Here is a 20,571-nt window from a genome sequence, read left to right on the forward strand (position 1 = left end):
TTGCAAATATTACCCGCAATTGTCATGGGGAACTCTCGGACCGACTTGCCGCGTATCGCACCGTGCGATTCGCGTTCATTGCGAGCGACCATTCTGGTCATTCGCAAGCAAGGACGGCCGGCAAATGACAGCACGGGTATTTATCGATGGGATTTCCGGAGCCCCAGGGCCTCTACGATGCGCGCAACGAACATGACTCCTGCGGTGTGGGCTTTGTCGCTCACATTAAAGGCGCCAAATCGCACGCCATCATTAGCCAGGCACTGGAGATCCTGAAAAACCTCGACCACCGCGGTGCGGTGGGCGCCGACCCGCTGATGGGTGACGGCGCCGGCATCCTTATCCAGATGCCCGATGCTCTGTTCCGCAAGTGGGCGGACGGCAAGGGCCTGACGCTGCCGCAGCCGGGCGACTACGGCGTCGCCATGTGCTTCATGCCCCAGGACGAAGCCGCCCGCGACCTCGTCACCCAGACGTTCGAGAAGTTTATCGAGAAGGAAGGCCAGAGCCTGATTGGCTGGCGCGACGTTCCCGTCACGCTCGATGGTCTCGGCCAAGCCGTTATCAAGTCGATGCCGGTCGTTCGCCAGTGCTTCATCGCGCGTGGATCGAACTGCGCCGATCAGGACGCCTTCGAGCGCAAGCTGCTGGCGATCCGCAAGCAGACGCAGAACCCGCTGGCGCAAATGGCAGAGAAGCACGGCTTGCCCGGCCTCACCGAGCTCTATATGCCGAGCTTCTCGACCCGCACGATCGTCTACAAGGGCCTGTTGCTGGCTACGCAAGTGGGCAGCTTCTACGACGACTTGCGCGACCCCGATTGCGTCTCGGCGCTCGGCCTTGTGCACCAGCGCTTTTCCACCAACACTTTCCCCAGCTGGAAGCTGGCGCACCCCTATCGGTTCATGGCGCACAATGGTGAGATCAACACCGTACGGGGCAACGTGAACTGGATGAACGCGCGCCGCCGCACGCTCGAATCGCCGCTGCTCGGTGCCGATCTCGACAAGATGTGGCCGCTGATCCCGCACGGCCAGTCGGACACCGCCTGCCTCGACAACGCCTTCGAACTGCTGCTCGCCGGCGGCTACAGCATCAGTCACGCGATGATGATGCTGATCCCCGAGGCTTGGGCGGGCAATCCGCTGATGACCCCGGAACGGCGCGCCTTCTACGAGTACCACGCCGCGCTGATGGAGCCATGGGACGGCCCTGCGGCCGTGGCCTTCACCGATGGCCGGCAGATCGGCGCCACCCTGGACCGTAACGGCCTCAGGCCCGCCCGCTTCCTTGTGACCGACGATGACTTGTGCGTCATGGCTTCCGAAAGCGGCGTGCTGCCGATCAAGGAAGACAACATCGTGCGCAAGTGGCGCCTCCAGCCTGGCCGCATGCTGCTGATCGACTTCGAGCAAGGCCGCATCATCGAGGACGAAGAACTCAAGGCCCAGCTCGCTGCCGAGGAGCCCTACCAGCAGTGGCTCGACCAGGCGCAGTACAAGCTCGAAGACCTCGACGTCGTCGAGCCTGAACTGGCGGAGCTTCCCAGCCCCACCGGGACACTGCTCGATCGCCAGCAGACCTTCGGGTACACGCAGGAAGACGTCGGCAAGTTCCTGGAGCCGATGGCGGTGAATGCCGACGATCCCATCGGCTCCATGGGCACGGACACGCCGATCCCGGTGCTCTCGAAGAAGTCGCGCCTGCTGTACGACTACTTCAAGCAGAACTTCGCACAGGTCACCAACCCCCCGATCGACCCGATCCGCGAGGAACTGGTGATGAGCCTGGTCTCCATGATCGGCCCGCGCCCGAACTTGCTGGGCCATGTCGCGGGCTCGCACAAGCGCCTGGAAGTCAGCCAGCCGATCCTCACCAACGAGGACATGGCCAAGATCCGCTCGGTCGAAGCCGGGCTCGATGGCGCTTTCCGCACAGAGACGATCGACATCACTTGGGACGCGAGCACCGGGGCCGAGGGCCTGGAACTCGCGATCAAGGAGATGTGCTGGACGGCCACCGAAGCCGTCCTGGCGGACAAGAACATCCTGATCCTGTCCGACCGCGCCCAAGGCCCGGACCGCATCCCGATGCCGGCTCTGCTGGCAACTGCGGCCGTGCACCACCACCTGGTACGGCAGGGCCTGCGCATGCAGACCGGCCTCGTGGTCGAGACCGGCGAAGCGCGTGAAGTCCACCACTTCTGCGTGCTTGCGGGCTATGGCGCCGAAGCGATCAATCCTTACCTCGCGTTCGAGACGATCGAGGACATCCGCGTCCGGAAGGGCCTGCCGATCAATCCCAAGCAGGCGCAGAAGAACTACATCTACGCCGTCGGCAAGGGCATCCGGAAGGTCATGTCCAAGATGGGCATCTCGACCTATCAATCCTACTGCGGCGCGCAGATCTTCGACGCTGTCGGCCTGTCCTCGGCTTTCATCGAGAAGTACTTCACGGGCACCGCGACGACGATCGAAGGCGCCGGCCTGCTCGAAGTGGCGCAGGAGACCGTAGCACGCCATGCCGCGGCTTACGGCGACAGCCCGGTCTACAAGAACATGCTCGACGTAGGCGGCATCTACGGCGTGCGCGTTCGCGGCGAAGAGCATGCCTGGACGTCCGAGAACATCGGCAACCTCCAGCATGCCGTACGCGGCAACATTCCCGAGAAGTACGCAGCTTTCGCACGCACCATCAACGATCAGTCGGAGCGGATGCTGACCATCCGCGGCCTGATGGATTTCGTGCCCGGCAACCCGATCCCGCTGGAGCAGGTCGAGCCGGCCAGCGAGATCGTGAAGCGCTTCGCCACGGGTGCGATGAGCTTCGGGTCGATCAGCCGTGAAGCACACACCACGCTGGCGCTGGCCATGAACCGGATCGGCGGCAAGTCGAACACCGGTGAGGGCGGTGAGGAAGTGGATCGCTTCACGCCGCTGCCCAACGGCGATTCGATGCGCTCGGCAATCAAGCAGGTGGCTTCGGGCCGCTTCGGCGTCACCACCGAGTACCTCGTCAACGCCGACGACATCCAGATCAAGATGGCCCAGGGCGCCAAGCCCGGCGAAGGTGGCCAGCTTCCGGGTGACAAGGTCAACAAGACCATCGGCAAGGTGCGTCACTCGACGCCGGGCGTAGGCCTTATCAGCCCTCCGCCGCACCACGACATCTACTCGATCGAAGACCTTGCGCAGCTCATTCACGATCTCAAGAACGTGAACCCGGTGGCGCGTATCTCGGTCAAGCTGGTGTCCGAAGTGGGTGTCGGCACGGTCGCCGCGGGCGTTTCCAAGGCGCGCGCGGATCACGTCACGATCTCGGGCTATGAAGGCGGCACTGGCGCTTCGCCGTTGACGTCGCTCACCCACGCCGGTTCGCCATGGGAAATCGGTTTGGCCGAAACACAGCAGACGCTGCTGCTCAACAATCTGCGCAGCCGCATCGCGGTACAGGCCGACGGTGGCTTGCGCACCGGGCGCGACGTCGCTGTTGCGGCGCTGCTGGGCGCGGACGAGTTCGGCTTCGCGACCGCCCCGCTGATCGCGGCCGGCTGCATCATGATGCGCAAGTGTCACCTCAACACCTGCCCGGTTGGCGTCGCGACTCAGGACCCGGTCCTGCGCGCACGCTTCACCGGTCAGCCCGAGCACGTGGTGAACTACTTCTTCTTCGTCGCCGAAGAGCTGCGCGCGATCATGGCCGAACTCGGCTTCCGGACCGTCGCGGAAATGGTGGGCCGGGTCGACCGGCTAGACACGCGCAAGGTCGTCGCACACTGGAAGGCCAAGGGCGTTGATCTGTCAAAGATCCTCTACAACCCTGGCAAGGGCGACAGCCCCAGCCTCAACTGGTCGGGAACGCAGGACCACGGTCTGGAAAACGCGCTGGATAACGAGCTCATCGCGCTCTCTTCCGATTCGTTGCAAAGCCGCCAGGCGGTACGGATCGAGAAGACCGTCATCAACGTCAACCGTACCGTGGGCGCCATGCTTTCGGGCGAAGTGGCCAAGCGGTATGGCCATGCTGGCCTGCCCGACAACACGATCAACGTGAAGCTCACCGGTGTCGCCGGCCAGAGCTTCGGCGCCTGGCTCGCCCACGGCGTCACGCTGGACCTGACAGGCGATGCCAACGATTACGTCGGCAAGGGCCTTTCCGGCGGCCGCGTAATCGTGCGCCAGCCCAGCCACGTGAACCGTGAGCCCACGCAGAACATCATCGTCGGCAACACCGTGCTCTATGGTGCGATCGCGGGCGAGGCGTTCTTCAACGGCGTCGCCGGCGAACGCTTTGCGGTGCGCAATTCGGGCGCCGTTGCGGTGGTCGAGGGCTGCGGCGACCATGGTTGCGAGTACATGACCGGAGGCGTGGTGGCGGTGCTTGGCAAGACCGGCCGCAACTTCGCGGCAGGCATGTCGGGCGGCGTTGCCTACGTCTACGACGAGGACGGCGTGTTCGATCAGCTCGCCAACAAGGCAATGGTCGATCTGCTGCCGATTTCGGCTGAGCGTGACGAGGATGACGGTGCGGGCCGTCCGCAGCAACGCACCAACGGGGTCGACGATGCCGGAATGGGCGACATGCTGCGCCACGACGCCGATCGCCTGCGCGTGCTGCTGGAACGGCATCACCTGCATACCGGTTCGACGCGGGCTCGCGCGCTGTTGGACGACTGGGCCAATGCACTGCCCAAGTTCCTCAAGGTCATGCCGCGCGACTATGCCAAGGCGCTCAAGCAGCTTGAGGCGGAACGGCTGGAGGCGGCTTCGGTCGCAGCAGAGTAAATCGCATTCGCCCCGGCTTCGGCCGGGGCTCACCAGATCGGGCTCGTGCCCGGATACCGGGTGCCGCCGCTCCATAAGCTAGAGCCGGCACGACGCGGGGAGTAATGGAATATGGGCAAGGAAACTGGGTTCCTGGAACTCGACCGGCATGACCGGACTTACGAGGATCCTCAGGCGCGGCTGAAGAACTACAAGGAGTTCGTCGTGCCGCTGCCGGAGGCGAAACTCAAAGCGCAAGCCTCGCGCTGCATGAACTGCGGTGTGCCGCACTGCCACACGGGCTGTCCGGTCAACAACATGATCCCGGACTGGAATCACCTCGTTTACGAGAGCGACTGGAAAACCGCGCTCGAGGTGTTGCACTCCACCAACAACTTCCCTGAGTTCACCGGCCGCATCTGCCCTGCGCCTTGCGAAGCGGCCTGCACGCTGAACATCATCGACCAGCCCGTCACCATCAAGTCGGTGGAATGTGCGATCGTCGACAAGGGATGGGCGAACGGTTGGATTCCGCCGCAGGTACCTGCCCAGCGCACCGGCAAGACGGTCGCGGTGGTCGGCTCCGGGCCGGCGGGCCTCGCCTGCGCGCAGCAGCTGGCCCGCGCGGGGCACTCGGTCACAGTGTTCGAGAAGAACGACCGTCTGGGCGGACTGATGCGGTACGGCATCCCCGACTTCAAGATGGAGAAGCACCTCATCAATCGGCGCGCCGTGCAGATGGAAGCCGAAGGTGTCACGTTCCGCACCAGCACCGAAGTCGGCGTGACCGTCTCGGTCAACTCGCTGAAGGAAAACTTCGACGCGATCGTCTTGGCAGGCGGCGCCGAGGAAGCGCGGCGGCTCGACATCCCAGGCGCAGAGTTGCCGGGCGTGCGTTTCGCGATGGAGTTTCTGACGCAGCAGAACAAGCGCAATGCGGGCGATGACGAGTTGCGCGCCGCACCGCGCGGCTCGCTGACGGCGACCGGCAAGCACGTTCTGGTCATCGGCGGTGGCGACACCGGGTCGGACTGCGTGGGCACGTCGAATCGGCAGGGCGCGGCTTCGGTCACGCAGCTAGAGATCATGCCCAAGCCGCCCGAGAAGGAAGACAAGGCTCTCAGCTGGCCCTTCTGGCCGCTCCGGCTGCGCACGTCGTCTAGTCACGAGGAAGGCTGCGAGCGCGATTGGGCCGTTCTGACCAAGCGCGTCGTCGGCGACAATGACGTCAAAGGTCTGGAATGCGTCCGCGTCGAGTGGAAGGACGGCAAGATGCAGGAGATCGCGGGCAGCGAGTTCACGCTGCAGGCCGACCTGATCCTGTTGGCCATGGGCTTTACTGGCCCCCTTAAGGCCGGCATGCTGAACCAGTCCGCTGTTGAGCTCGACGCGCGCGGAAACGTCAAAGCAGATACGGACAAATACCAGAGCAGCGATGAGAAGATCTGGTCATGCGGCGATATGCGTCGGGGCCAGAGCCTCGTCGTATGGGCAATTCGCGAAGGCCGCCAGTGCGCGCGCGCCGTCGACGAGGCGCTGATGGGCGCATCCGTCCTGCCACGCTAGTAACTCAAAAGACGCTCATCATCCGGCTCGACTGGGTGGTGAGCGATCGGGAGGCGACGAATGCTGCTGGAAATTGCAGAGATCGAAGTGCGCGCAGGTAAGGAAGACGCCTTCGCGACCGCCATGCGCGAAACGGGCGTGCCCGCGTTGGCCGCGTGTGAGGGCGTCGTTTCCGTGGCATTCGGGCGTGGGGTGGAGAATCCCAGCAAGTTCACCTTCAACGTCGTGTGGACGTCGTTGGAAGCACACACGGCGGCGCGCGAACTCGAAAGCTTCGGGACCTTCCGTTCCGCCATGGGTGACCTCACTTGCGGGGGCGCCATGTGCCACTACGTCATGGATACGCCAGTCCCCGGCGCATCGGCCTGAGTCACTCTTTCCCGCCGCTTGCAGAACCGCTCTACCACTCGATCGCGCCTCGCCCGTTCGCCTCCAGAAAGTCATTGGCTTGGCTGAAATGGCGGCATCCAAAGAAACCGGCGTGCGCGGAAAGCGGGCTGGGGTGCGGCGCGGTCAGGACCAGATGAGGTCCACCTGTCAGACCCGGCACCCGCTCCGCCTTCTTGCGCGCATGGTTACCCCACAGCATGAATGCGGTCGGCTCTGCCCGGGCTGCAACTGCAGCCACCGCGGCGTCCGTGAGTGCTTCCCACCCGACCTTCTGGTGCGAGCCGGCCCGGCCCTCCTCTACAGTCAGGGCATTGTTGAGCAGAAGCACCCCTTGGCGCGCCCAGCGCTCCAGGTTGCCATGCCCTGGCGCCGGCGCACCGCAGTCGCTGGCAATTTCCTTGTAGATGTTCACCAACGACGGAGGCACTCTCACCCCCTCCGGCACCGAAAAGGCAAGGCCGTGGGCCTGTCCCGCGCCGTGATACGGGTCCTGTCCGAGGATAACGACCTTGACGGCGTCCAGGGGTGTGAGTTCCAGCGCGCGCAGGCGGCTGCCCTGCGGTGGATAGATCCGTTTGCCTGCTGCCTCCTCGGCCTTAAGGAAGCCGCCGAGGCGCCGGGCCTCTCGCGTCTCTAACACCCCGGATAGCGCGGCGCGCCAACTCGCCGGGACCGAAGTGGCATCCGGACTGACGGAATCGACTGTGCTCATTCGTGCGCGCCCATTGCGAAGTCCCGGTGCAATGCCTAAGCATCTGTGGCTTATGGCTGTCCACCTTCATGAAGAAGATCTCCCCGAGGGCGTGCTCGCGCCCGGCGCTGTCGCTGTCGACACCGAAACGATGGGACTGATCACTCCGCGCGACCGGCTTTGCCTGGTCCAGATCTCAGATGGCAAGGGAGACGAGCACCTCGTCCGCTTCAAGGTCGGGAGCGATTATGCCGCTCCGAACCTGCGGGCGGTGCTCGCCGATCCTGCGCGACTTAAGCTGTACCACTTCGCGCGTTTCGACCTTGCGGCGATCGAGCACTACATCGGCGTCACCGCCGCGCCGGTCTTCTGCACTAAGATCGCCAGCAAGCTGGTGCGTACGTACACGGACCGCCATGGCCTCAAGGACCTGGTTCGCGAGCTGCTTGGAAAAGAAATTTCCAAGCAGCAACAGTCGAGCGACTGGGGCGCTCCCGAGCTGACTGAACCGCAGCGGGAATATGCCGCCTCCGATGTGCGCTACCTGCACGCCATGCACGGCATCTTCGTCGAGCGCCTCGCCCGCGAGGGCCGTGCAGAGCTGGCTCAAGCCTGTTTCGACTTCCTCCCGCATCGTGCCCGGCTTGATCTGGCGGGCTGGCCCGACCACGACATCTTCAGCCACGAAGCCGCCTGACGCGCAATGTCGCTGGAAGCCACCCAGATCCGCAGCCAGCGCCGCCACTTCGCAGCACCCGGCGGCAGGCACGATCGCATGATCGCCTTCCTCGCCAAGGCGCTGCCGGCGGCGATCGGGTTGCTGGCCGCGGTGATGATTCTGGTTCCGCTCTCACCCCGCGGCGAGATCAGCTTCCTGCTCGATCGCAATAAGGTTGCAGTTACAAAAGAGCGTGTACAAGTGGCGGACGCGGCCTACCGTGGGGCCGACAACAAGGGGCGACCGTTCGTTGTCATGGCAGGTGATGCCGTTCAGCGCACTGCACGAGTGCCGGTGGTGCAGATGAACGACTTGGTGGCCAGAATGAAACTTGAAGACGGCCCTGCTGAGATCCGCGCGCCGTCAGGCGCCTACAACTACGATGCCGAGAAGCTTGCGGTGAATGGCCCAGTCAATTTTGTTGCTGCGGACGGCTATCGAATGCAGACTCAGGACGTGGCGATCGACATTGGGTCTCAGACCGCGGTAGGCTCCGGCGGCGTCTCGGGTGCCGTGCCCACTGGCACCTTCAGCGCCGACCGCATCGTCGCGGACTTGGAGGGCCGCACCGTAAAACTTGAAGGTAACGCCCGGCTGCGGATGACGCCAGGCAAGCTGAGGATACCGCAATGACGCCGACCCGCGCGCGCCCTTTCTTCTTCCGGTCGCTCCGGCTGCGGAGAGCAATGCTGAGCGGCGCGGCAGCGGCTCTCGCCCTGGTCGGTGCGCAGCAGCTCGGCGCGCAGGCGCTCTCGGGGCACAACACCAATGCTCCCGTCGATTACGCGGCTGACCGCATCGAGTTGCAAGACCGCCAGAACCGCGTGATTCTCGCCGGTAATGTCGATATCCGGCAAGGAGATTTGCGCCTGCGCGCTGCCCGTACGATTGTAGAATTCACCGACGCCGGCGGCTCGCTGCAGATCCAGCGCATCACAGCCAGTGGCGGGGTTACGGTGACTCGGAGCAACGAAGTCGCCACTGGCGACGTCGCAATCTACGACTTCAATCGGCGGATCATCACCATGGTCGGCAATGCCTCGCTCAAGCGCAATGGCGACACGCTTAGGGGCAATCGCTTCGTCGTTGATCTGAACAGCGGCGTCTCATCAGCCGAGGGCAGAGTGACCGGCACGTTCAGCGTCCCAAGGCAAAACTGAGACGAACAAGTGGTGTAGCCGGGGTAGCCGCTCGACGCAGAGCGGTGTTGCCCCTATTCTACCTTCGGGGTCCGTCTGCTCTGACACTGCCCCCCTCACGCGCTTGCCAGAGCGGATCCGGCCATCAAAATGCCCGGTCGTGCACCAGTACGCGGAGGGTCAGGAAGATAATCTTGATGTCGCGCAGGATCGTCCAACCTTCTAGATACTCAAGGTCAGACTGCAAGCGGTGGACCAGATCCGACTCTTTCTCGGTGGCGCCGCGAAACCCACGGACTTGGGCCAAGCCGCTGAGGCCCGGCTTGAGGCTGTGGCGCTGCCAGTAGCGCAAGTCCACTTCCCAGAAGAGCTTGGAACCCGCCTGCGACCCGATCGCATGAGGGCGCGGCCCGACGAGACTCATGTCGCCCAGCAGCACGTTGAACAGCTGCGGCAGTTCATCGATGCTGGTGGAGCGGATGAACCTGCCGACGCGGGTAATGCGCTGGTCGTCCTTGGAGGCCGAGACATTGCCCTCCTTGTCGCACAGGCTGACCGTCATGCTGCGGAACTTGTACATGTTGAAGAAGCGGTTGCCGCGCCCCATTCTGCGCTGGACGAAGAAAATCGGCCCCCGATCCTGCAGTTTGATGGCAAGTGCCACCACGATCAGCAGGGGTGACAATGCCAGGATTGCCGCGCCCGCGAAGCTCACGTCCAACAGGCGTTTGATGATCCTGTCGCGCAACCCCAGCGGTCCTGCCGAGACCAGCAGAAGGCCGTGTCCCGCCGATACGCGGGCTCCCTGGGCGCCGAGTCGCGCCACTTCGTCGTCAAGCACTTCGCCATCGACGTTGGCGCCCTTGAGCATCATCGCCCATTCAACCCGCCGCGACGCAGGGCAACTCACGATCACACGATCGATATTGCGCAGCGCCAACCCGAGTCGATCCAGCGCATGCGGATCGTTCAAGTTGGGGCGCAACTCCATTGCACTGGCGGATAGGCGGATTGCCCCAGGCAGGTCGACACGCGGACCGCCATCGTCGATCACCAATTGATTGTATGGATTGGCGCCACAATGCCACGCGGTGAAGCGGCGGATCTGCAGCCGTGCGAGCGTGAGCAGCAGCATCGTGCATACGGTGCCGCTACCAAAGCCGAGCCGCGAGAACTCGGAAGATGCCTTCGCGAAGAAAGCAATGAACACCACCGCGGCCACGGCAAGAAGCAGCGCCGCATTGGAGCGAGCAATGCCGACCCAGGAGTTGAGCAGAGCCGCAACTGAATAAGACCCGTTGTAAAGGGCGATGGTCAGGAAGATCGGCAGCAGCAGCTGACTCTGGATCAGAGCATCAGACCAGCCTCTCGGTCCCGCAACCAGATAGCCTGCCAGGCAGAAACCCGCGAAGATCGCGAAGATGTCGCCGAGCATGAGAGCGACGTAACATTGAAGCCGGCGACGCTCCAGCGATGGCGCTACCAGGAGTTCACCGGCATCGTTTCTGAGACCCGCGAGGGGTCGCACTGCGAAAGGCGCGTTCATTCGCTTGCGGCTCCCTAATCCAACTTCACCGTGCACACCCCCGCCTCTGCATTTCAAGCGGGACCGTTATGCTGCAATGCAACACGTATAGGTACCTAGCAAGTATTACGCAATGCTCAAGACGCTGGCGACGGAACGGTTGATCAGCGTGTCGAAGTGGAACAGGCCATACGGGTAATTGTCACGAGTTCTTGCGCGAGAAAGAGCTCTCCGTCGGCGCTGTTACTCAGCATTGTCTGGTGCAGTGCCATGAGCCGCTGCGCGAGGCGCTCCAGCCTGTGGCCGCGCCAATTGCGCAACTGCTCGGCCAGCACGGCCTTGTCCCTCCAAAAGATGCGGCGAGCATTCGCTTCCGAATCGAGAAAGCGGGCCAGGTTTTCGCCGGGAGACATCCGTGCGGCCAATGCCGCGAGTTGGGCGGTCCGGCGCTCCAACGCCAGGAGCAGCCCTACAGGGTTGATCTGAGTCGCCCGCATGCGATTCAGTTCGGCCGCAAGTAACCCCCGGCGCCCGCTGAGGACCGCATCGACAATGGGGGTAAAGTCATCATCTGCAGTTTGCGCCGCCACCGCATCGAGTTCGGTAGCTGTGACCGTGCGCGGGCTCTCGGGCGCTGCATCGCAGTACAACGCCAGCTTTGCAATTTCTGACCGCGCGATCCGCGTGTCCAGACCTGCACCCCGGGCGATTCGCTCCGCCAGCTCACTGCTGAGGCGCAGGCCGGCCACGCCGGCTTCCGTGCGCACTGCGGCTGTGATGGCTCCAAGGTCAGGCGGATGAAACATCGCAACCAAGGCATCGGCGCGCGCAGCCAGCAGCTTCGCTGTACGGGACTTGTCCGTTGCGCCGGTCGCCAAGATAAGCACCGGGCACGGCTCCACCTCGCCCTCGAGGAGATTTGATACAGCATCGTGCGCTTCATCGCCGGAGGCACGAACCCAGATGTGGCGGGCACCGCCGAACAAGGATGTCGAGCGAGCTTCGTCGCTGAGCCGCACCGGATCCTTGCGCAAGTCCGCGCCGGCGAAGTCGATGCGCTCGCCCGGGTCGGGAAGGAGCGAGATGATTCGCAGTGCCGCGTCTGCTGCGCCGGACTCATCCGGACCGCAGAAGAAGAAGACTTTTGCAGTGGCGGCTGCGCGGGCGGCGAGACCGGCGAAATCCTTTTGAGTGGCTTTCACAGGCCGAAGATCAGGGGCTGGTCGCCGCGCCCTTGCGAAGCTGCAGCGCGACGTCGGTAACGATTTGACTCGCCACGTCCTTGGCAAGATTCTCCAGCGCCGTCTGTTCGGCCGCAATCGTCGCGTAATCAGACGAGATCACGTCGATACCGGCATCGGAACCGGCCGTGGCGTCCAAAAGAATGGCGTCGGTCTCGAGGTCGACGAGTTGATAGCGAGCACGCAAAGTGCGCCGTTCACGGCCAACGGTATCGTCGCGCAGAAGGCCAAATGCTTCAAGCTGGTCATCCAGGCGCACATCCAGGCGGTAGCGCGGCGCACTTCCTTCAGGAAAGGAAAGCTTATCGAGCAGTGCATTGCGCACCAGCCAGCCTGCGCGGCCTTCGATCGTGGCGACCTGGATGGCGGAAAGGCCGCGTGCCACAGCGCCATCGCCACCGCCCGCATACATCGGCTGCAATCCGCAGCCGGCAAGCGGCAAGGAGCAGGCCAGCACGACCGCCCGAAAAGCGCCTGCACGAACGATGCGCATCATACGACGAGATTGACCAAACGGTCGGGCACCACGATGACTTTCCTTATCTCGGCCCCATCGAGCGCACGCTGCACCTTGTCACTGGCGAGCGCAAGCGCCTCCAGCTCTTCCTTGCTCGTGCCCTTCGCCACCGTCAGAGTGTCGCGCAACTTGCCTTTGACCTGCACGGCGACGGTGACCTCGTCCTCTACCAGCAGCGCCGGATCAACCGGCGGCCAGGCGGCTTCCGCCACCAGCCCCTCACCAACGACGGACCAGGCTTCTTCGGCGAGATGCGGCATCATCGGTGCGATGAGCAGCAAGATCGTGCGAATCGCGGCCGAGCGACTGGCCGAAGGCGCAGCCTTTTCGACGACGCTGGTTAGCTCGTAAATGCGAGCGACCGCCTTGTTGAAAGACAGCGCCTCGATGTCCTCCGCTACGAGCGCCACGGTCTGGTCACGCTTGCGATCGACCGCCTTGTCCTCGCCACTGGCGGAGGCATCGAATTGGCCGAACAGCCGCCACAAGCGCTGCGCGAAGCGGGCGCAGCCCTCGATACCGGCCTCGGACCAGGGAAGGTCGCGCTCTGGCGGGCTGTCGGAGAGCATGAACCAGCGGATCGCATCGGCGCCGTACGTCGCGACGATCGCGTCGGGATCGACGACGTTCTTCTTCGACTTCGACATCTTGATGACGCGGCCGACTTCCACCGGGGCCCCATCTGCCTTGAGAGTCGCGCCATCGCCGGTCCGGTCGATCTCGGCAGGCGAGAAGTAGAGCGGCTGCCCGTTACCCTCGTCGAGGCGCGAGTACGTCTCGTGCGTCACCATGCCTTGCGTGAACAAGCTGGCGAAGGGCTCCTTCACGTCAATCTTGCCGATGCGAGCGAGTGCGCGGGTCCAGAAGCGAGCATAGAGCAAGTGCAGGATCGCATGCTCGATGCCGCCAATGTACTGCTCGACCGGCAGCCACTTCGCGATGACCTCCGGATCAAACGCCTTGTCCGCGGGCTGGCTGGCGAAGCGCAGGAAGTACCAAGACGAGTCGACGAAGGTGTCGAGCGTATCGGTCTCGCGCACCGCCGGCTTCCCGCAGCCTGGGCATTCGACCTGCTTCCATGTGGGATGGCGCACCAGCGGGTTGCCGGGTGTCTTGAAGTCGACGTCCTCGGGCAGCACGACCGGCAGCTGCTCTTTGGGGACCGGCACGACGCCACAAGCCTCGCAGTGGATGAACGGAATCGGCGTTCCCCAGTACCGCTGACGGCTGACGCCCCAGTCGCGCAGGCGCCACACCGTCTTGCCCTCGCCCCAGCCTTCGCTCTCGGCGCGGCCGATGACCTGCGCGTTGGCGTCGGCCACGCTCATGCCGGTGAGGAAGTCGGAGTTCACCAGCACGCCATCGCCCGCCTCTGCCTCACCGGCAAAAGGCCTGTCGGCGTCGGCCGAGTCGGCTGCGACCACACGGATGATCGGCAAGCCGTACTTGGTCGAGAACTCGAAATCGCGCTGGTCGTGTCCGGGCACGCCCATGACCGCGCCGGTGCCGTAGTCCATCAGCACGAAGTTCGCGATCCACACCGGCAAGTCTGCGCCGGTGAAGGGGTGGCGGACCTTGAGGCCGGTGTCGAAGCCCAGCTTTTCCGCTGTTTCCAGCTCGGCTGCAGTGGTGCCGCCCTGCTTGCACTTTTCGACGAAAGCCTGCGCCTCGGCGGATGTGGCGGCCACCGCCTGCGCCACCGGATGCTCGGCGGCAACGGCGACGAAGCTAGCGCCGAAGATCGTGTCGGGCCGCGTGGAATAGACTTCGATCTCCTCGTCAAAGTTCACCGGCGCGAAGCGGAACTGCAGGCCGCGGCTCTTGCCGATCCAGTTCTCCTGCATCAGCTTGACCTTGTCTGGCCAGTGCTCAAGACTCTGTACGCCTTCGAGCAGTTCCTCGGCGAAGTCGGTAATCTTCAGGAACCACTGGCTGAGCTTGCGCTTCTCAACCAGCGCGCCCGAGCGCCAGCCGCGCCCGTCGATGACCTGCTCGTTGGCGAGCACGGTCTGGTCGACCGGGTCCCAGTTGACCGAGCTTTCCTTGCGATAGACCAGCCCCGCCTCATACAGGTCGAGGAACAGCGCCTGTTCGTGGCCGTAGTATTCCGGCTCGCAGGTCGCCAATTCGCGGCTCCAGTCGAGCGCGAAGCCAAGGCGCTTCAACTGCGTCTTCATGTTGGCGATGTTCTCGCGAGTCCATCCGCCAGGGTGGACCCCCTTCTCCATCGCCGCATTCTCGGCCGGCATGCCGAAGGCGTCCCAACCCATCGGATGGAGCACCTCGTGCCCGGTCATGCGCTTGTAGCGCGCCAACACGTCGCCCATCGTGTAGTTGCGCACGTGGCCGATGTGGATGCGCCCCGAGGGGTAGGGGAACATCTCCAGCACATAGCTGCGCGGCTTCGGGCTGGAGTCGTCAGCCTTGAAGCAGGCGCGCTCGTCCCAGACACGCTGCCAGCGCGTGTCTGCGGTGGCGGGGTCGAACCGCTCGCTCATCTTGCTTGTCTACTCCTGCGGCGGACCTAGCCGCCAAAAATCAACCGACTGAGTTGCGCCGCAGGTCGCGAGCGCGGGTGAGAATGATGTCTTCCAGCTTCTGCACGGTTGCCGCCTGCACCGGTGCGGCGACCCAGGTTCCGCCCTGGTTGACTTCGCGGCTGGCGGCAACGCGCAAGGCATCGGCGCGCAAATCTGCGTCGAGAATCGTCACAGAGACCTTCACGCGCTCGCCCGGATTTTTGGGGTTGGCGTACCAGTCCGTCACAATGACGCCGCCGTTGCTATCGGTCTGGAGCAGCGGCATGAACGAAATCGCATCGAGGCTCGCACGCCATAAGTAGCTGTTCACGCCGATCGTAGTGACCTGCGTGCCCGCCATTTGCGAACGCATCTCTTTCTTGCCACCACAAGCGGCGAGCGACAGCACTAGAGCGACGCCCAGCCCCACCCGCACTGCCGCGCGGCCCCGATCGCGCGATCCGCTCCTTGCGCCAAGCGCGATGTCGGTGCTGACTGTCATCGTCGTTCCCAGTTCCTGTTCCATGCGAATGCCCGTACGCAGCATCAGCGTTGCTCTGCCTCTATCGCCGCCTCAGTCCCGCGGCAAGTGTGACCCGCTGCTGGCTCTGGCCTGCCGCCCTCTGTCATCCTCCACAAGCCTATGTTAAGGTGCCATGACCGATCGAAACGGTGCGCTGGCACAGGGCACTTTTTGATTCGGATGCACGGGAGCAAACAGGGAACTTTCGGATGACGGGCCAGCACGATCGCAAAAGCGGGACTGCCGCCAGTGTGATGCTCGCCGGATCGGTGAGCCTGCTTGCACTTCCCAGCGCCGTACTGGCGTTCACGGCCGACTTCTCGAACGGTGAAGCGGCGACATCGCAGATCGAAGCGGCAGTGGATGATGCCGCATCCCTCGGCTTCAGCAAGACGCTTACACTCAGGTCGCTCGCGAAGGGCAAGCTGTTTCCCTTCACCCCGGCGGGTACGCCGTCCCAGGCGGACCGCGCCGTGACAGTCGCGGTGCGGGTCGATTCTGTCGCCGCCCGGGCTATAACCGTGCACGGCCGGCCGAAGCTTGCTCAGCAAGAGAATGAGAGCGGCAAACTGCGGATTGCGCCGACCGGTTTCAGCCTTGGCGTTTCTCGCGGTTACCACAACTTCGCACAAGAGATTGCGCAGAACGCACCCCGGGCCGCCGTAAACGAGCTGCCTGAACTGCGGGAGTACAGCCTGACTCCTTCGCGCCGGTCAGAAGATTCGCGCTTTTCGCCAAGGATCAGCTTGGAGGAGCGGTCCCCCACTGGTCGGGCACCACGCACTTTCGCGATCGACGGCGGCGAGGTAGACCTTGGCGGCGCTTACCGGGTGACCGAAAATCTGAACGTCACTGCAGGCGTGCGCTATTCGCAGGAGCGCGAAAGACTCACCCCTCTCACCACCGACGGCAAGCAGGATAGCCAAGCCGTGTACGTGGGAACCCAGTTCAATTTCTGAGCCGCTTCGCTGTGGCGGCAACTTCATGGCGTGTCGCGCCAGTAAGTTTGCGTGACTGGCCATTCAGGCGGCTTGTGCCAGCCTCTCCCATTTCCTAGCAAGGGGACGGAGAGAACCACCGAATGAAAGGCAGCGCCATGGCACGTGTAGCAATCGTAACGGGAGGCACGCGCGGGATTGGCGCGGCAATTTCGCTCGCGCTTCGAGATCGCGGCCACACAGTCGTCGCCAACTATGGAGGCAACGACGAAAAGGCGAAGGCCTTCACCGCCGAGCACGGTATTCCCGCCTATAAGTGGGACGTGGGCGATCATGAGGCCTGCATCGCTGGCTGCAAGCAGGTGGAGCAGGATGTCGGGCCGGTAGACATCCTTGTGAATAACGCGGGCGTCACCCGTGACGGTACCCTCCACAAGATGACCTTCGACGACTGGAACGAGGTCATGCGCATCAATCTGGGCGGATGCTTCAACATGGCGAAGGCCACGTTCCCCGGCATGCGCGATCGCGGCTGGGGCAGGATCATCAACATCGGCTCGATCAACGGCCAAGCGGGACAGTACGGGCAAGTGAACTACGCCGCCGCCAAGTCGGGCATTCACGGTTTCACCAAGGCGTTGGCCCAGGAAGGCGCCAAGTTCGGTGTCCTGGTGAACGCGATTGCGCCCGGTTACATCGACACCGACATGGTCGCCGCGGTGCCGGAGCCAGTCCTGGAGAAGATCGTAGCCAAGATCCCTGTGGGCCGCCTTGGAAGCGCCTATGAGATCGCCCGCGGCGTCGCCTTCCTCGCGAGCGAGAATGCGGGGTTCATCACGGGCTCCACCCTCAGCATCAACGGCGGCCAGCACATGTACTGACTTAGCCTGTTTAACGACGGGGCGAGGTGGAGCGAACTTCAATTTTCGGCATGGCCATTCCCTTCCACCCCCCCGTCAAACGCTCGGTCGAAATCGCGGGGCACAAGACCTCGATCAGCCTGGAACCCGTGTTCTGGGACATGCTGAAGGCGCGTGCGGCAGCGGAAAGCATGCCGATCAACGCTCTAATCGCTCGAATCGACGCCGCACGACTAGAAGCCGAAACACCACCAGGTCTGGCAGGCGCCATACGCGTCTGGCTGGTCTCTGCCTGAGCGACACCGGCACGCGCTGATTTTCTACAATGGGTTAATGGTTTGATCGCCTGAGCCAACTTTAACGACAGGATTAATCGGTTCATTCGATATCTGTGTGTACTCAACCCTGCTTCTCTCTGACCCTCCTGCAGAAGTAGCAGAAGCTGATCCGGGGCTAAAAACAAGCAGGAGGAAACATCATGACCCAAATCACCTCACGAAATTTGGCGCTGCTGTTGAGTGCAGCGTGCTGCGCGCTCGCGACACCCGCATTCAGCGCGACCGACACGAAGCCGAACAAGACACACGCGACCGAGGCAGAAACAGTCACCGAGAAGCCGACGCGGCCAGACACCGCGAAGCCGGGCGGGATGAGCAACAGCGACTGGTGGCCAAACCGACTAGATTTGACTGCACTGCGTCAGCACGAGGCACAGTCAAACCCCTACGGTGCCGATTACGACTACGCCAAAGAGTTCGCTTCCCTCGACCTTGAAGCAGTCAAAGCGGATATCCGGAAAGTTCTGACGACGTCTCAACCCTGGTGGCCCTCGGACTATGGGCACTACGGCCCCTTCTTCATCCGCATGGCATGGCACAGCGCCGGCACGTACCGCGTCGGCGATGGCCGGGGCGGCTCCGACGGTGGTGAGCAGCGGTTCGACCCGCTCAACTCCTGGCCCGACAACGTCAGCCTCGACAAGGCGCGCCGCCTGGTTTGGCCGATCAAGCAGAAGTACGGTCGCAAGCTGTCCTGGGGCGACCTGATGGTCCTATCCGGCAATGTCGCGCTGGAGGACATGGGCTTCAAGACCGTCGGCTTCGCTGGCGGGCGCGTGGATGCCTGGCAGCCTGATCTCGTCTACTGGGGGCCCGAAACCAAGATGATGGGCGCAGAGCGGAGCAATCCCGATGGCACGCTCAAGCGCTCACTCGCGGCAACGACCATGGGCCTGATCTACGTCAATCCCGAAGGCCCGAACGGCAACCACGATCCGATCGGCGCTGCCGCCGATATCCGCCGCGCCTTCGGCAATATGGCCATGGACGACGAAGAGACGCTGGCTCTGATCGCGGGTGGCCACACCTTCGGTAAAGCCCACGGCGCCCACAAACCAGACGCCTGCATGGGCGCTGAGCCGACCGCAGCCACGGTGGAGGCACAGGGCCTTGGCTGGGCCAACAAGTGCGGCAAGGGCCATTCGGAAGACACGATCACCTCCGGCCTCGAAGGTGCATGGTCCGCTGCACCCACGCGCTTCACCACGCAGTACATCGACAACCTGCTGAACTTCGATTGGGTGAAAGCGAAGAGCCCGGCTGGTGCAACGCAATGGGTGCCTGCCGATCCGAGCATGGCGCCCCAAGTTCCGGACGCACACATCCAAGGCAAGTTCCACGCGCCGATCATGTTCACCACGGACATCGCGCTGAAGGAGGACCCTGGCTTCCGCAAGATTCTGGAGAGCTGGAAGAAGAACCCGGACCTGTTCGCAAAGGCGTTCGCCCGCGCATGGTTCAAGCTGACTCACCGCGACCTCGGACCGCAGGCCCGTTACCGCGGAAAGGATATCCCGAGCGAGACGTACTCGTGGCAGGACCCCCTCCCCAAGGCGAGCTTCGCTCCTGTCGGAGAAGCCGATGCGGCGCAGCTCAAGACGAAGATCCTGGCGACGGGTCTCACCGTTCCTGAACTCGTGCGCACGGCCTGGGCTTCCGCCTCGACTTTCCGCAGCACGGACATGCGGGGCGGTGCGAACGGCGCGCGCTTGCGGCTCCATCCGCAGCGTAGCTGGGCGGTCAACAACCCGGCAGAGCTCTCCAAGGTTCTGGCGAAGCTTGAAACGGTGCGAAAGGACTTCGCGAAATCAGGCAGGCAGGTCTCGATGGCGGATCTCATCATACTGGCTGGCAATGCAGCCATCGAGCAGGCGGCAGCCAAGGCCGGCTACGCGGCAAAGGTGCCGTTCACGCCGGGTCGCGTGGATGCCGCTCAGGAGCAAACGGACGTCGCGTCGTTCGCCTACCTGGAGCCCAAGGCTGACGGCTTCCGCAACTACTACACGGCCAAGGCGGAGATCGACCCGGCTTCGGCACTGGTGGACAAAGCCGATGCGCTTGACCTCACCGTGCCGGAGATGACCGTTCTAGTTGGCGGCATGCGCGCGCTAAACGCTAACAGCGGGAGTTCAAAGGCGGGCGTCTTCACCACGCGGCCGGGGCAGCTGACGAACGACTACTTTGTCAACCTGCTCTCCATGGACAACGTCTGGTCGAAGAGCGCAACGCCGGGGCTGTACGAAGGCAAGGACCGTGCGAGCGGCCAGCTACGCTGGACAGCAACCCCGGTCGATCTCGTCTTCGGCTCCAACTCGGAACTGCGGGCGGTTTCGGAAGTCTACGCGTCGGATGATGCCAAGCAGAAGTTCGTGAGCGACTTCGTTGCAGCTTGGGCGAAGGTGATGAACTCCGACCGGTTCTAAGGCTGACGCAAAAAGGAAGGCGGCGCACAAACATGCGCCGCCTTTCCCCTTGGCGCCGCATGCAAAAAAGGCGGCGGATACGCGCCCACCGCCCTCTTGTTAGCGAACCACAGGGCTCAGTAAGTTGCCGGCGGATCGCTGGCGGGGAAACTCTCGTCGCTGGCCTCGTCGACCTTGTTCCAGGACTTGGGTGCATTCGCCATCTGGTCTGCGCCAGCGTCCCGCACCTTTGAAAAGTTCTCGTTCGGACCCTTTGCGTGGCTTGCGAAAGCGGCCTGAGACTCACTGTCCCGGGTCGCATATTTGTAGAACGCGTATCCAGCGGCGCCGACCGCAGCCAACCTGATCAAACCCATCTTGAATGCTCCTCTCGGGATTACAGGCGCTCAACGCGCCAGCCGAGAGTGAGTTTCCGAGAGG

Annotated in this window: 17 protein-coding genes; 10 read left to right on the forward strand and 7 right to left on the reverse strand. The window is 63.5% G+C overall.

Annotated elements, in window-relative coordinates; genetic code table 11:
- The first annotated feature begins 146 nt into the window (after positions 1 to 146).
- The 3 genes from gltB to ABVV53_RS06440 all read left to right on the forward strand — a co-directional run bounded on the left by gltB (position 147) and on the right by ABVV53_RS06440 (position 6,698).
- Positions 147 to 4,784: a glutamate synthase large subunit gene (gene gltB / locus ABVV53_RS06430; RefSeq protein WP_353983569.1), complete on the forward strand. Its 4,638-nt coding sequence runs from the start codon at positions 147 to 149 to the stop codon at positions 4,782 to 4,784.
- A gap of 111 nt (positions 4,785 to 4,895) precedes the next feature.
- Positions 4,896 to 6,329, forward strand: a complete 1,434-nt coding sequence (locus ABVV53_RS06435) for a glutamate synthase subunit beta (protein ID WP_353983570.1) — start codon at positions 4,896 to 4,898, stop codon at positions 6,327 to 6,329.
- Positions 6,330 to 6,389: 60 nt separating this feature from the next.
- A complete protein-coding gene (locus ABVV53_RS06440; protein ID WP_353983571.1) occupies positions 6,390 to 6,698 on the forward strand; it encodes a putative quinol monooxygenase in 309 nt (102 codons plus the stop codon).
- Between the two features lie 31 nt (positions 6,699 to 6,729).
- Here the strand turns inward: ABVV53_RS06440 and ABVV53_RS06445 are convergent, their stop codons facing one another.
- Positions 6,730 to 7,431, reverse strand: coding sequence for a uracil-DNA glycosylase (locus ABVV53_RS06445; RefSeq protein WP_353983572.1), 702 nt, complete (start codon positions 7,429 to 7,431; stop codon positions 6,730 to 6,732).
- 52 nt (positions 7,432 to 7,483) lie between these two features.
- Between ABVV53_RS06445 and ABVV53_RS06450 the strand changes: the two genes are divergently transcribed.
- The 3 genes from ABVV53_RS06450 to ABVV53_RS06460 are packed head-to-tail and all read left to right on the forward strand — an operon-like array spanning position 7,484 to position 9,288.
- Positions 7,484 to 8,107 (forward strand): ribonuclease D, encoded by a 624-nt coding sequence (locus ABVV53_RS06450; protein WP_353983612.1) that lies wholly within the window; start codon positions 7,484 to 7,486, stop codon positions 8,105 to 8,107.
- Positions 8,108 to 8,113: 6 nt separating this feature from the next.
- On the forward strand, positions 8,114 to 8,761 hold the full coding sequence (locus ABVV53_RS06455; protein ID WP_353983573.1) for an LPS export ABC transporter periplasmic protein LptC: 648 nt from the start codon (positions 8,114 to 8,116) through the stop codon (positions 8,759 to 8,761).
- Complete coding sequence (locus ABVV53_RS06460) at positions 8,758 to 9,288, forward strand: LptA/OstA family protein (RefSeq protein WP_419956753.1); 531 nt, start codon at positions 8,758 to 8,760, stop codon at positions 9,286 to 9,288. Before ABVV53_RS06455 ends, ABVV53_RS06460 begins: the two co-directional genes overlap by 4 nt.
- 124 nt (positions 9,289 to 9,412) lie before the next feature.
- Here the strand turns inward: ABVV53_RS06460 and ABVV53_RS06465 are convergent, their stop codons facing one another.
- The 5 genes from ABVV53_RS06465 to ABVV53_RS06485 form a co-directional block, all read right to left on the reverse strand.
- Positions 9,413 to 10,813, reverse strand: a complete 1,401-nt coding sequence (locus tag ABVV53_RS06465; RefSeq protein WP_353983574.1) for a sugar transferase — start codon at positions 10,811 to 10,813, stop codon at positions 9,413 to 9,415.
- A gap of 143 nt (positions 10,814 to 10,956) precedes the next feature.
- Positions 10,957 to 11,994 (reverse strand): DNA polymerase III subunit delta, encoded by a 1,038-nt coding sequence (gene holA / locus ABVV53_RS06470; RefSeq protein WP_353983575.1) that lies wholly within the window; start codon positions 11,992 to 11,994, stop codon positions 10,957 to 10,959.
- 10 nt (positions 11,995 to 12,004) lie between these two features.
- Positions 12,005 to 12,529: an LPS assembly lipoprotein LptE gene (gene lptE, locus ABVV53_RS06475; RefSeq protein WP_419956754.1), complete on the reverse strand. Its 525-nt coding sequence runs from the start codon at positions 12,527 to 12,529 to the stop codon at positions 12,005 to 12,007.
- Entirely contained in the window at positions 12,526 to 15,048 is a 2,523-nt protein-coding gene (gene leuS / locus ABVV53_RS06480) for a leucine--tRNA ligase (protein ID WP_353983576.1), read from the reverse strand. Before leuS ends, lptE begins: the two co-directional genes overlap by 4 nt.
- A 40-nt stretch (positions 15,049 to 15,088) precedes the next feature.
- Positions 15,089 to 15,571: a DUF3576 domain-containing protein gene (locus ABVV53_RS06485; protein ID WP_419956756.1), complete on the reverse strand. Its 483-nt coding sequence runs from the start codon at positions 15,569 to 15,571 to the stop codon at positions 15,089 to 15,091.
- 230 nt (positions 15,572 to 15,801) lie between these two features.
- Here ABVV53_RS06485 and ABVV53_RS06490 point away from each other — a divergent pair, with 230 nt between their 5' ends.
- From ABVV53_RS06490 to katG, 4 genes are all read left to right on the forward strand, one after another.
- Positions 15,802 to 16,551: a hypothetical protein gene (locus ABVV53_RS06490; RefSeq protein ID WP_353983578.1), complete on the forward strand. Its 750-nt coding sequence runs from the start codon at positions 15,802 to 15,804 to the stop codon at positions 16,549 to 16,551.
- Between the two features lie 137 nt (positions 16,552 to 16,688).
- Complete coding sequence (phbB, locus tag ABVV53_RS06495; protein ID WP_353983579.1) at positions 16,689 to 17,411, forward strand: acetoacetyl-CoA reductase; 723 nt, start codon at positions 16,689 to 16,691, stop codon at positions 17,409 to 17,411.
- Between the two features lie 50 nt (positions 17,412 to 17,461).
- A complete protein-coding gene (locus ABVV53_RS06500; protein WP_353983580.1) occupies positions 17,462 to 17,686 on the forward strand; it encodes a ribbon-helix-helix domain-containing protein in 225 nt (74 codons plus the stop codon).
- Positions 17,687 to 17,868: 182 nt separating this feature from the next.
- On the forward strand, positions 17,869 to 20,151 hold the full coding sequence (gene katG, locus ABVV53_RS06505) for a catalase/peroxidase HPI (protein WP_353983581.1): 2,283 nt from the start codon (positions 17,869 to 17,871) through the stop codon (positions 20,149 to 20,151).
- Between the two features lie 116 nt (positions 20,152 to 20,267).
- Here katG and ABVV53_RS06510 read toward each other — a convergent pair whose 3' ends face one another.
- Complete coding sequence (locus ABVV53_RS06510; protein ID WP_353983582.1) at positions 20,268 to 20,507, reverse strand: hypothetical protein; 240 nt, start codon at positions 20,505 to 20,507, stop codon at positions 20,268 to 20,270.
- Between the last annotated feature and the right edge of the window lie 64 nt (positions 20,508 to 20,571).

The organism is Novosphingobium kalidii, assembly GCF_040534015.1.
Lineage (GTDB): Bacteria > Pseudomonadota > Alphaproteobacteria > Sphingomonadales > Sphingomonadaceae > Novosphingobium > Novosphingobium kalidii.

Bases quoted from the DNA above. Each gene is read 5' to 3' on its own strand.
- ABVV53_RS06465 (WP_353983574.1), bottom strand. From the start codon at position 10,813: ATGAACGCGCCTTTCGCAGTGCGACCCCTCGCGGGTCTCAGAAACGAT.
- ABVV53_RS06510 (WP_353983582.1), bottom strand. From the start codon at position 20,507: ATGGGTTTGATCAGGTTGGCTGCGGTCGGCGCCGCTGGATACGCGTTC.
- ABVV53_RS06500 (WP_353983580.1), top strand. From the start codon at position 17,462: ATGGCCATTCCCTTCCACCCCCCCGTCAAACGCTCGGTCGAAATCGCG.
- leuS (WP_353983576.1), bottom strand. From the start codon at position 15,048: ATGAGCGAGCGGTTCGACCCCGCCACCGCAGACACGCGCTGGCAGCGT.
- ABVV53_RS06445 (WP_353983572.1), bottom strand. From the start codon at position 7,431: ATGAGCACAGTCGATTCCGTCAGTCCGGATGCCACTTCGGTCCCGGCG.
- phbB (WP_353983579.1), top strand. From the start codon at position 16,689: ATGGCACGTGTAGCAATCGTAACGGGAGGCACGCGCGGGATTGGCGCG.
- ABVV53_RS06435 (WP_353983570.1), top strand. From the start codon at position 4,896: ATGGGCAAGGAAACTGGGTTCCTGGAACTCGACCGGCATGACCGGACT.
- ABVV53_RS06485 (WP_419956756.1), bottom strand. From the start codon at position 15,571: ATGACAGTCAGCACCGACATCGCGCTTGGCGCAAGGAGCGGATCGCGC.
- katG (WP_353983581.1), top strand. From the start codon at position 17,869: ATGACCCAAATCACCTCACGAAATTTGGCGCTGCTGTTGAGTGCAGCG.
- ABVV53_RS06455 (WP_353983573.1), top strand. From the start codon at position 8,114: ATGTCGCTGGAAGCCACCCAGATCCGCAGCCAGCGCCGCCACTTCGCA.
- ABVV53_RS06460 (WP_419956753.1), top strand. From the start codon at position 8,758: ATGACGCCGACCCGCGCGCGCCCTTTCTTCTTCCGGTCGCTCCGGCTG.
- ABVV53_RS06440 (WP_353983571.1), top strand. From the start codon at position 6,390: ATGCTGCTGGAAATTGCAGAGATCGAAGTGCGCGCAGGTAAGGAAGAC.
- gltB (WP_353983569.1), top strand. From the start codon at position 147: ATGGGATTTCCGGAGCCCCAGGGCCTCTACGATGCGCGCAACGAACAT.
- lptE (WP_419956754.1), bottom strand. From the start codon at position 12,529: ATGATGCGCATCGTTCGTGCAGGCGCTTTTCGGGCGGTCGTGCTGGCC.
- ABVV53_RS06450 (WP_353983612.1), top strand. From the start codon at position 7,484: ATGGCTGTCCACCTTCATGAAGAAGATCTCCCCGAGGGCGTGCTCGCG.
- ABVV53_RS06490 (WP_353983578.1), top strand. From the start codon at position 15,802: ATGACGGGCCAGCACGATCGCAAAAGCGGGACTGCCGCCAGTGTGATG.